Raw genomic sequence first — 11,697 nt, 5'->3', positions numbered from 1 at the left:
AATATCACTTATAAATAAGCTTTTAGTTGTTCAAACAAGTGGGACCATCTCTCAAAGTATTTATCAGATTTTTATGGAATAAATCCTCCATAAAATAGCAAATAATTCTCATTATAGATTAAAAACATCCACGCTTTCTTCTCATTTCACTTTTATACTAGCCCAAGTTTCTCATTTTTGACCTGTGGCCATGCAAAAAACAAGTTCTAAAAAAATACCATTCCGTAAAATAATAATAATCGCTATCGGTGTCGCGATTATTGCAGCCGTTGCATGGTTTTTCTTTAAACCTAAAGATCAAGCGCCTCAGTACATTAGTGCCGAAGTCAGCAAAGGTGATATTGAAGATTCAGTGCTGGCAACAGGTGTACTTGAGGCCACCAAAATGGTGAGTGTCGGTGCGCAAGTTTCAGGTCAGGTGAAAAAAATGTATGTGCAGTTGGGCGATCAGGTTAAACAGGGCCGATTGATTGCCCAGATTGACTCCATTCGTCAGGAGAATGAGCTTAAAACCGCCGAAGCCAACATTAAAAACCAACAGGCACAACTGGCAGTGCAACAGGCCAACTTAGCCAAGGTTGAAGCTGAATATAAACGTCAACAGGCAATGTTTAGTCAGGATGCCACCTCACGCGCTGAACTTGAGGCGGCATTGGCAAACTATAAAACGGCACAGGCCCAGATTGCCTCGATTAATGCACAGATTGAACAATCGCGTTTGAGCCTTGCAACCACAAAGGAAAACCTGGGTTATACCCGTATTGTTGCACCGATGGATGGAACCATTGTGGCGATTGTCACGGAAGAAGGCCAGACGGTAAATGCCAATCAGTCTGCACCAACCATTGTGAAGCTGGCAAAACTGGATACCATGACCATCAAGGCACAGATTTCAGAAGCCGATGTGATGAAAGTTGAACAGGGCCAAACCGTTTATTTCACTACATTAGGTAATAGTGATAAAAAACATTATGCAAAACTGCGTCAGGTTGAACCAGCACCAAATTCCATTAATACAGAAACAACCAGTGGCAGTTCATCTTCTTCAAGTTCAGCCGTGTACTACAATGCCCTGTTTGATGTCCCAAATGAAGATGGCAAACTGCGTATTGACATGACTGCACAGGTCTACATTGTGTTAAATGAGGCAAAAAATGTACTGACCATTCCAGCGGCAGCGATCCAAAGCCAGCGTGCAAATCGTAAGGACAGTTCAGCCAATGCTAATAAATCCAGCGATCAGGCGAAAAAATCAGGTGCTGAAACAACCCAGCATCCGAAACGTCTGGATTTAACTGAGGATGACAAGGCCCTGATTGCACAAGGCAAGGCTTCAATAGCAATGGTTCGGGTACTACAGGCTGATGGTACAGCCCAGCCGCAACCTGTGCTGATTGGCCTGAACAACCGTGTCACAGCGCAAGTACTTAGAGGTTTGAAGCAAGGCGATCAAGTGGTGATTGCAGATGCAACTGATAGCTCAAACGAATCAGCAAAACGTAGCAATCAACGTGTAATGAGAATGTAATATGACCCGAGATCAAATACATTCATCACAGCCACTGCTTAAAATCAGCAACCTCACCCGTGAGTTTCCCGCAGGTGAGGGTACAGTCCAGATTCTCAAAGGTATCAATCTAAAGATTTATGCAGGTGAGCTGGTTGCCATCGTCGGGCAATCAGGCTCAGGTAAATCGACCCTGATGAACATCTTGGGTTGTCTGGATAAGCCGAGCGCAGGGAGTTACAAGGTTAATGGTCGAGAAACAGGCCAACTAGAACCAGATGAACTGGCACAACTACGCCGTGAATATTTTGGTTTTATTTTCCAGCGTTATCACTTACTTGGTGATTTGAGTGCTTCTGGTAATGTTGAAGTCCCAGCCATTTACGCAGGCGTAGACAGCCAACTTCGCCAACAGCGTTCTGCTGAGCTACTCTCAGAACTCGGACTCGAAGAACGTTTACACCATCGCCCAAGCCAACTTTCTGGTGGTCAGCAACAACGTGTTTCAATTGCCCGTGCCTTGATGAATGGCGGTGATGTGATTCTTGCCGATGAGCCAACAGGTGCCTTGGATAAGAATAGCGGTATTGAAGTGATGCGCATTCTGCGTGAGCTGAACGCCAAAGGTCATACTATTATTCTGGTCACACATGATCTTAATGTTGCAAAAAATGCGACTCGTATTATCGAGATCAGTGACGGTAATATTATTTCAGACCGTGCCAACGTGCCTGAAAATGCCGATTCTGATTTAGAACATCAAACCCTGCAACGCACACCACAAAAGAAAACCTCGGCTTGGTGTTCTTTCTTTGACCGTCTCGGTGAAGCATTCCGTATGGCACTGCTGGCCATGAATGCCCACCGCATGCGGACTTTCCTGACCATGCTCGGGATTATTATCGGGATCGCATCCGTGGTCTCTGTGGTTGCGCTGGGCAATGGTTCGCAAAAGCAGATTCTGGCAAATATCAGCAGTCTCGGCACCAACACTATTACTGTATATCAGGGACGTGGCTTTGGCGATAACTCACGTGCCTCACAAGTCAAAACCCTAGTGCCTGCTGATGCAGAAGCCTTGGCAGAACAACCCTATGTGGATGGAGTCAGTCCCTCTGCCAACACCAGCGTCACCTTGCGTTATAAGGATACCGAAGCATCGGCAACCGTAAATGGTGTCAGTGCAGATTTCTTCTATGTCCGTGGCATGACATTTAAATCAGGACAGGCTTTTGACAAAAATAGTGTTACTCAGCGTGCCCAAGACGTGGTGATTGATACCAATACGGAAAAAACTTTCTTTGCTGATGGGACCAACCCTGTTGGTCAAGTGTTGTTGTTGGGCAGTGTACCCAGCCGTATTATTGGCGTGATTGATGCTCAACAAGGCTTTATGGGCAACTCTGACAGCTTGAATGTTTACTTGCCTTATTCGACAGTCATGAGCCGTATGCTGGGGCAGTCTAATGTACGCAGCATTATTGTTCGTATCAAAGATGAATATCCAAGTAGTGCCGCTGAAAATGCCATTTTGACTCTACTTGAACAACGTCACGGCGCACAGGACGTATTTACCCAAAACTCCGACAGTATTCGGGAAACCATTCAGCAAACCACAGCCACTATGACCCTGCTGATTTCAGCGATTGCGGTGATTTCTCTAGTGGTCGGCGGTATTGGCGTGATGAACATTATGCTGGTTTCTGTGACCGAACGAACCCAAGAGATTGGCGTACGTATGGCGGTGGGCGCTCGTCAAAGTGATATTCTGCAACAATTCCTGATTGAAGCAATTCTGGTCTGTTTACTGGGCGGTATCTTGGGTGTCCTGCTCTCCTTAGGGATTGGACAAATCATCGGACACTTTGCCAAAGGCATCATTGAAATGAGTTATTCGACCACGTCAATCGTAGCGGCCTTTGTCTGCTCAAGCATGATTGGTATTGTATTTGGCTTCTTGCCAGCACGAAATGCAGCACAACTCGATCCAGTTGCTGCTTTAGCGAGAGAATAAATTCAAGCCCACTAGGACTGATCAAAAAATATGATACTCGGAAACGTCATCCGCAATTGTTTGAGACAGGACTCCGTTAATAAAGTATTGTTTCTGCGATTCATTAGCTTAAGTGACGGTAGTCAACGAGTTTTGCGGTGAGCAGCGATAGCTGCGCAAGATGGTTGCCCTTGCGGAGCTTCGCTCCTCATCCCGAAAGAAAAGTAGGTCAAGCCGACGGCTTACTCTGTAATACGATGAGAACTCGGCAAGACACCGCCCTGTTTCTATAAAGGACACCTGAAATGAAAAAGCTTAGTCTTGCGTTATGTTTAAGTAGCTCTCTAGTTGGCTGTTCTGCTGTGGTTAAAACACCATATAACGCCCCTACAGTCCAAGTGCCCCAACAGTTCCAGTACGATGCACAAAAAAATAAGAATGTGAATCTCACTGATCAATGGTGGACACTGTTTAATGATGCCCAACTTAATCAATTGGTCGATCAGGTTCTCGCTAAAAATAGTGATTTAAGCGTTGCAGGGATTACCCTTAAACAAGCTCGTTTACAGGCAGGTTTGGCTGAAAATAAACAAGGCATTCGTACCAGTTCGAGTGTTTCCACAGGTCATAACTATGACCTCCGTTCAGGCGATGGCTCTGACCGTGGTTTATCGACCAGTGTTGGGGTCAGTTATGAACTGGATTTATTCGGTAAATTGATGAATCAAACCGAAGCGAGTCGTTGGGAAGCCTTAGCCACTGAACAAGATTTGCAAGCCACAGCACAAAGTCTGGTTGGAACCACAGCAAAATTGTATTGGCAACTTGGCTATCTGAACGAACGCTATCAAACCATTCAGCAGAACTTGGCTTCGACCCAAAAAATCTATTCTTTGGTGCAATCACAATATAAAGCGGGTGCGGTTTCAGGTTTAGATTTAACGCAAGCGGAACAATCGGTGCAAAGCCAAAAAGCAAGTTTAAGTCAGATCGAACAACAACGTGTCGAAGCACGTACTGCGATTGCCGTATTACTACATGAACCTGTCCAACAACTGAATATTCAAGAGCCTACACAACTTCCTCGCAATGCTCTGCCGAATATCGCAGTTGGACTCCCTACCGATATTTTATCGCGTCGTCCAGACTTACAAGCTTCTGAATTACGCCTACGCAAAACCTTAGCCAATAAAGATGCGACCAAAGCCAGCTATTATCCATCGATTAATTTGACGGGAAATCTAGGTTCTTCTAGCACCTCTTTAACACAACTGTTAAAGAACCCTACTTTAACTTTAGGTGCAAGCCTGAGCCTACCTTTTCTTCAATATAATGATATGAAGAAAGATATTGCGATTAGTGATCTTGAGTATGAAAAAGCGATTATTCAATATCGCCAAACCTTATACCAAGCTTTTGCTGATGTTGAAAATGCGCTATCCAATCGAACTCAACTCGACCAACAAGTACAGCTGCAACAACGCAATCTTGAGTTAGCAGACAAAACAACACGTTTGACCGAAGTACGTTATCGTAATGGGGCAATTGCATTAAAAAATTTACTGGATGCGCAGGAAACTGCCCGTAATGCACGACTCAGCTTGGTTGAAACTAAGCAGAATCAATACAATGCTTATGTGACTTTGATGCAAGCTTTGGGTGGAAGTCCTGTAAAAGAACTGCCTTAACAATAGCACACGAGTTGATATTGTTTACTTTCTTAAAGTTGCCAGCTCATTTTGAATGGACTGGGAACTTTTGATTTTATTTCTCAACTTTAGTTTCTTGACTCAAATATTGCTATTTTATATGCTTATCAAAATATAGTTAAATCAAATAGAAATTAAATTGGTCATACGGCAAATTTGCCGTGTAACTGTAGTTATGGTCTTAAGAAACAGGGATACCAATGTCTAAACTTAATGTAGATCAGAAGACCATCATCGACCTTCTTTCAGACAAGAAAGCTGATTTCCTTATTCCAGACTATCAGCGGCCTTATGCATGGAACGAAGAGCAATGCCAAACACTGTGGGATGATATATTTTTATTTTCATTTCCCGATAATAACTACGAAGCTTTCGACGATAATGAAGAATATTTCCTCGGATCAATTGTTACTTATAAAAATGAAGCTGGGAAATCAGAAGTCATTGACGGCCAGCAAAGATTAACCACGCTAATGCTTATTTTGCGAGCCTTCTATGACAAGTTCGAGAACATGAAGGATAAGAACTCAATACTCACTCGTGATCGTATTGAGAAATGCATCTGGAAAACGGACACATTCGGAACAGCAGATAAAAATACTCTTAAAATTGATTCGGAAGTTGCCACAGACAATGACAAAGAAGAATTTCTTGAACTGTTGCGCACAGGAATGGTTAAGCAAGGCAGTAAGAGTCAATATGTCCTTAATTATCAATTTTTCCAGAATAAAATCGATGAATTCCTACAGGAATTCCCTAGCTTTTTTCCGTACTTACCAGCACGTATTTTAGGTAACTGCATCCTTCTGCCTATTGAAGCGGAATCTCAAGATACGGCACTTCGTATTTTTTCGACATTAAATGATCGTGGTTTGCCATTGTCAGATGCGGATATATTCAAAGCACAGTTCTACAAATACTATGGCTCATCCGGAAATAAAGATGAGTTTATTGTGGAATGGAAAAGACTAGAAGAGATAACTAGCTCAGTATTCAATCCAATCAGCGGCACTCCAATGGATGAGTTATTCGCTCGTTACATGTACTTTTTGCGGGCGAAGGAGGGTAACAAAAGCTCAACAACAGAGGCTCTACGTAAATTTTATGAACGCAACAAGTATCAGTATCTAAAACACCCTAATACAATCGAAGAATTAAAGTCTCTCGCCTTGTTTTGGGAAAGCGTAGCAAATCAAGACAAAACCCGATTCTCTGAAGATGTTCTTAAAAAACTATTTGTCTTAAATTACGCACCCAATGGCATGTGGCAACACATAACATCAGTTTATTTTTTGCAGCACAAAAATAATGATGGAATCTTAAGTGATGCTGAATTCTGTAAGTTTCTCGATAGAATAACTGCTTTTATTTTCGCTTATGCCATCACGAATCCTGGTGTAAATGCGTTGCGCACGCCCGTATACGATGAGATGGTCAACCTTGTAAATGGTGGTGAGGTTAAATTCTCGAAATACAAATTCAATAATACGCAAGCACGCACATCTTTTGAAAATTATGTCTTCACGAACCAAAGGAATGCGACTCGTTCCATGATTACTTGGTACGCCTACACTTTTTCAGAACAGAAACTACTCGGATTGAATGAGGTATTCCATTTAGAGCACATTTATCCGAAAAAGCGCCAAGAAATGGAAGGCGGCCTTAAAGCCGAAGACAATATTGACTCGCTTGGCAACAAGATACTATTAGAAAGCCTAATCAACATTAAAGCGTCAGATTACCGATTTGGGGATAAGAAAAAAATCTATAGCGGTGAACAGAGACGCGGTAATTACAAAGAGCCGAGTAAGGTTGCCGAAATAGCTAACCTCATTGCTCGCAACGAATTTGGCGAACAACAGGTAGTTGAACGTAATCAAATCATTTTAGACAAATTCTTTGATTTTTTGCATAACGAAGAATTAATAGCATAACAAACGCATGCAGCCAGACATTTTCACTCGCTTTGCTCCTGAATATGTCGCTGATGCGAGAAGTTATAATCCCCTCCTCCTTACAAAACAAAGCCGCTATAAAAGCGGCTTTGTCAAAAAATTTGGATAAATCTAATCACTCATCACCCAACATCGACTGGCTCATACCAACAGTATTAAACCCTGCATCGACATATAAAATTTCACCCGTAATACCCGAAGCCCACGGCGAACAAAGGAATAATGCTGCATTGCCCACTTCTTCTATCGTGACATTACGTTTTAACGGCGCAACTTTTTCATTGGCATCCAACATTTTACGGAATGATTTGATACCAGAAGCTGCCAATGTACGGATTGGACCCGCAGAGATCGCATTCACACGAATCCCCTCTTTACCCAAGCTTAGCGCTAAATAACGAACACCCGCTTCTAAAGATGCTTTGGCCATACCCATAACGTTATAGTTTGGCATCACACGCTCAGAACCTTGATAAGTCAAAGTCAATAAACAACCCTTACGTGCTTGTAATAATGGTTTTGCCGCACGAGCCATCGCGACAAAACTATAGGCACTAATATCATGTGCAATTTTAAAACCCTCACGATCCGTTACGTCGGTAAAGTCACCATCTAGCGTATGTGCAGGTGCAAAACTAATCGAATGCACAACACCATCTAAACCATCCCAGTGTTTTGCCAACTCAACAAAAGTATTGTCAATTTCTGCATCAATTGCCACATCGCAAGGGAAAACAAGGCTTGAACCAAATTGTGCTGCAAAATCATCGACTCGTTTTTTTAGTTTTTCATTGGGGTAAGTAAATGCCAACTCTGCACCCTCACGATGCAGTGCCGCAGCAATTCCATAAGCAATGGATAATTTACTGGCAATTCCTGCAATTAAAAACCGTTTACCCGCTAAAAGCCCTTGCGACATAATCTTCTCACTCGAAAAATTTTCCCACCATGATGCCAATATTTCATCAATTACGGAATTGCATCATTGTTCATTTTTACATGCTTGCATAAAAAAAATCGCTCTCAATTAGAAAGCGATTTGTATTTTATATTCATTGAAGCTTAATCATCACCTTGAATCAGGCTTAACAAACGCATAAATGAATAATACATCCAAACCAAAGTTGCCAATAAGGCAATACCACAGACCCATTCAAATGCTTTCGGTGCGCCTTGCGCCGTCGCACTTTCAATTAGATCGAAGTCTAAAATCAAATTTAACGATGCAATCACCGCTACAAATGCAGCAAAGCCAATGCCTAACCAGTTACTTTCAAAAATAAATGGAATGCTTGAACCAAATGCTAAACGCAAGATGATTTGCACCACAAACACCAATGCAATTGCCACAGAGGCAGAAATTACCACGGCTTTGAATTTTTCAGTGGCGCGAATAATTTGCATTTTATACAAGGCAAATAACACCAAAGTGGTGACAAAAGTCGCCAACAAGGCTTGTAAAGGCACACCAGGGAATTTCAACTGGAAAATAAAGGAGATGCCACCTAAGAAAGCTCCCTCAAACAAGGCATAGGGAATCGCCAAAGCTGGTGCGGTATTGGTTTTAAATGTGGCAATGAGGGCTAAAATTAATCCGCCAATTGCGCCGACGATTGCAGCTGCATAAGCAATGGAAAGGTTTGCGGTCATGGCGCAATAAAAAAACAGCGCAATACCAACCACTGCTGCAATGACGGTCAGCAATACAGATTTTTGAATTGCGCCCTGAATGCTCATCGCTTCGGTCGCATCGTTATAAGTTTCGACTCGGGTTAAAATAGGGTTATTACTTTGCATGTATGTGCTCTTTTTATAGTTGGACATCAACAGCCGATTTTAAGCGATTTTTTGCGCCAACCCAAATTATTTTTAGTCTATAAAAAAGGAGCTTGCGCTCCTTTTACTCATCATCTTGTATCAGCAGATCAACGCATTAATCATCATTCATAATAAAAAAGTATTGACGATAATATTTCAGCTCAGCAATTGAATCGCGAATATCATCCATTGCCAAGTGTGAGGCATTTTTCTTGAGACCACTCATGATTTCAGGTCTCCAGCGTTTCGCTAACTCTTTCACAGAAGACACATCTAAATTACGGTAATGGAAAAATTGTTCCAACTCTGGCATTAAACGATGCAAGAAACGGCGATCTTGGCAAATCGAATTACCACACATCGGTGAAGATTTTGGATTGACCCATTTCTTTAAGAACTCAAGTGTTTGCTGCTCTACATCTTGTGCATTCAACTTGCTGCGACGTACACGCTCGATTAAACCAGATTGACCATGTTGCTTGGTATTCCACTCATCCATTGCATTCAAAATGAGATCTGATTGATGTACCGCCAAAACAGGCCCTTCAGCCAGAATATTTAAATGATCATCTGTAATAATGGTTGCGATTTCAATGATCTTGTCGTTATCGGTATCAAGGCCTGTCATTTCCAGGTCGATCCAGATTAATCGTGTATCAGGGGTACTGCTCATGAATGCTGATTCTAAAGTGCTTAAAAACATCAATAGTAGCAAATTAATTACATCTTGGCTGTAATTCCATAGCGGCTTCATGCTATTTTTGCGGTCTTCAACATGTGGATTTTCTGGGATATGAATGGCTTTAATTCGTAAGCGTCGTTTAACCGAGCAACAGCAGCGCCGTATTGAAAAACAGCATAAATCGCGTCAGGATGATATTGACACGTCGCAGGATTTAGATGGGCTGGTTGTTCAGCATTATGGCCGTCAACTCGAAGTACAAGCCCTGTCCATACCTGAACAGCACCCTGAAAAACCACAGGTGGCAGAGGGCGAACCTGAACCATTCTGGAAACCGATTGAACTGGACAGTATTTGGCGCTGTCATACCCGTACCAACCTGGAGTTGCTGGTGACGGGTGACCGTGTGAAATGGCAGGCCGACCCAAATACAGGCCTGGGGATTATCACTGCGATTTATCCAAGAAAGTCGTTATTGACCCGCCCAGACCGCTACCACAAGGTAAAACCCGTTGCCGCCAATATCAGCCTGATTGTGATTGTGTTCGCACCACTGCCAGAACCCGCACCAACACTGATTGACCGTTATCTGGTCGCCTGTGCCGATGCCAACATTCCTGCATTGCTGGTACTGAACAAATCAGACCTGCTCACTGAAAATGACCCAATCCTAACTATGCTCAGTGAATATGAAGCTCTGGGTTATGAAACCCTGATTTGTCATGCAAAAGGTGATTTATCCGCACTTTCAGCACGAATCGACAATGAAACGGTTGCATTTGTTGGTCAGTCAGGCGTGGGTAAAAGCTCATTGATTAACACTATTGTTCCAGATGCGGCACAGAAGACCAATGTCATTTCCGAAAACTCGGCACTGGGACAACACACCACCACCTCAACCCGTTTGATTAAATTTGGAACAAACGGCGCACTGATTGACTCCCCAGGAATCCGTGAATTTGGTCTGTGGCATTTGAGCCTGGAAAAGGTGCGAACAGGTTTTCCTGAGATTGAAACCCATCTGGGCCATTGCCAGTTCCGTAACTGCACCCATAGCCATGAGAAAAATTGTGCCTTAAAACAGGCAGTTGATGCAGGTGAGATTTTACCAAGACGTTTGGACAGCTATCTACGCCTAATGGATGAAATTCAGGAAGCCCAGCAAAAAAGTTAGTTTTCTTGGGTTTTTACCCTTGAACTAACATTTTTGATCACCATAGAGATAAGTTATACTCAGGGTCAATTTTGATTTTAACTTTAGGTGACTTGTGGAACGCTGGTTAGAGTTTATGGGGAACCACCCCTTTTTGTTTGGTACGCTCGGCGTGCTCATCGTGCTGTTCTTCATTTTAGAGGGTCAGCGCAATGGTCGTAAAATTTCACCACAATCACTCGGTATTTTGGTCAAGGCAAAAAATGCCATGCTGATTGACCTTCGTGATGCTAAGGATTTCCGTGATGGCCACATCAGTGGCAGCCGCAACATTCCATATAGCCAAATCACAAGTCATGTAGATGAATTAAAAGCAAGTGATCGTCCATTGGTATTTATCTGTAACTTAGGTCAAGTTGCGGGTGCAGCATTGCAAAAAGTTGCGCATGCAGATAGCTATCGTCTAGATGGTGGTATCAGCAACTGGAAAGCTCAAGGCTTACCCTTAGTTAAAAGTAAAACCAAAGCTTAAGGAGCAATAAGATGACAACTCCAAACGTCACAATTTACTCAACGCTGTCTTGCCCATATTGTGTGAGAGCAAAACAGCTCCTTGAGCGTAAGGGTGTTGCCTATAAGGAAATTAACCTTTCCAATGAGGCGCCTGAAGTTCGTATTGAGTTAATGCAACGTACTAACCACCGTACAGTGCCTCAAATTTTTATCAAAGACCAATTCATTGGCGGTTTTGATCAACTTTATGCCTTAGAGCGTGAAGGGAAACTCGACCAATTATTAGCTTAACAACAATAGATTTTTATTAAGCTTATAAAACCCCTTTTGCTTTTCCCCCTTTTTAAGGGGGAATTAAAGGGGGTTA

The 11,697-nt window shown here is 42.7% G+C and carries 10 protein-coding genes; 7 read left to right on the top strand and 3 right to left on the bottom strand.

The window, feature by feature from the left end; genetic code table 11:
* The first annotated feature begins 190 nt into the window (after nt 1-190).
* From B4H32_RS12300 to B4H32_RS12285, 4 genes are all read left to right on the top strand, one after another.
* Nucleotides 191-1,528, top strand: a complete 1,338-nt coding sequence (locus B4H32_RS12300) for a MacA family efflux pump subunit (RefSeq protein WP_286803303.1) — start codon at nt 191-193, stop codon at nt 1,526-1,528.
* A 1-nt stretch (nt 1,529) separates the two neighbouring features.
* A complete protein-coding gene (locus B4H32_RS12295; protein ID WP_286803301.1) occupies nt 1,530-3,521 on the top strand; it encodes a MacB family efflux pump subunit in 1,992 nt (663 codons plus the stop codon).
* A 284-nt stretch (nt 3,522-3,805) separates the two neighbouring features.
* The gene (locus B4H32_RS12290) at nt 3,806-5,188 is read left to right on the top strand and encodes an efflux transporter outer membrane subunit (protein ID WP_286803299.1); all 1,383 of its coding nucleotides are present in this window, start codon (nt 3,806-3,808) and stop codon (nt 5,186-5,188) included.
* Between the two features lie 221 nt (nt 5,189-5,409).
* Nucleotides 5,410-7,143: a DUF262 domain-containing protein gene (locus B4H32_RS12285; protein ID WP_286803298.1), complete on the top strand. Its 1,734-nt coding sequence runs from the start codon at nt 5,410-5,412 to the stop codon at nt 7,141-7,143.
* Between the two features lie 136 nt (nt 7,144-7,279).
* Here B4H32_RS12285 and B4H32_RS12280 read toward each other — a convergent pair whose 3' ends face one another.
* The 3 genes from B4H32_RS12280 to orn form a co-directional block, all read right to left on the bottom strand.
* Complete coding sequence (locus B4H32_RS12280) at nt 7,280-8,083, bottom strand: enoyl-ACP reductase FabI (protein ID WP_262450436.1); 804 nt, start codon at nt 8,081-8,083, stop codon at nt 7,280-7,282.
* 143 nt (nt 8,084-8,226) lie between these two features.
* On the bottom strand, nt 8,227-8,961 hold the full coding sequence (locus B4H32_RS12275) for a Bax inhibitor-1/YccA family protein (protein ID WP_286803297.1): 735 nt from the start codon (nt 8,959-8,961) through the stop codon (nt 8,227-8,229).
* Nucleotides 8,962-9,097: 136 nt separating this feature from the next.
* Entirely contained in the window at nt 9,098-9,655 is a 558-nt protein-coding gene (orn, locus tag B4H32_RS12270; RefSeq protein WP_286803295.1) for an oligoribonuclease, read from the bottom strand.
* A gap of 124 nt (nt 9,656-9,779) precedes the next feature.
* Between orn and rsgA the strand changes: the two genes are divergently transcribed.
* The 3 genes from rsgA (at nt 9,780) to grxC (ending at nt 11,621) form a co-directional block, all read left to right on the top strand.
* Entirely contained in the window at nt 9,780-10,838 is a 1,059-nt protein-coding gene (gene rsgA, locus B4H32_RS12265; RefSeq protein WP_286803291.1) for a ribosome small subunit-dependent GTPase A, read from the top strand.
* A gap of 94 nt (nt 10,839-10,932) precedes the next feature.
* Nucleotides 10,933-11,349 carry a rhodanese-like domain-containing protein gene (locus B4H32_RS12260; RefSeq protein WP_286803290.1) on the top strand — a complete coding sequence of 139 codons (417 nt, stop codon included), beginning with the start codon at nt 10,933-10,935 and terminating at the stop codon, nt 11,347-11,349.
* A gap of 11 nt (nt 11,350-11,360) precedes the next feature.
* A complete protein-coding gene (grxC, locus tag B4H32_RS12255; RefSeq protein ID WP_087545584.1) occupies nt 11,361-11,621 on the top strand; it encodes a glutaredoxin 3 in 261 nt (86 codons plus the stop codon).
* Nucleotides 11,622-11,697: the final 76 nt, after the last annotated feature.

The organism is Acinetobacter sp. UBA2063 (genome assembly GCF_002333245.1).
In the GTDB taxonomy this organism is placed as follows: domain Bacteria; phylum Pseudomonadota; class Gammaproteobacteria; order Pseudomonadales; family Moraxellaceae; genus Acinetobacter; species Acinetobacter parvus.
The sequence above is the reverse complement of the archived record's forward strand: the minus strand, read 5'-3'. Positions and strand labels throughout refer to the sequence as shown.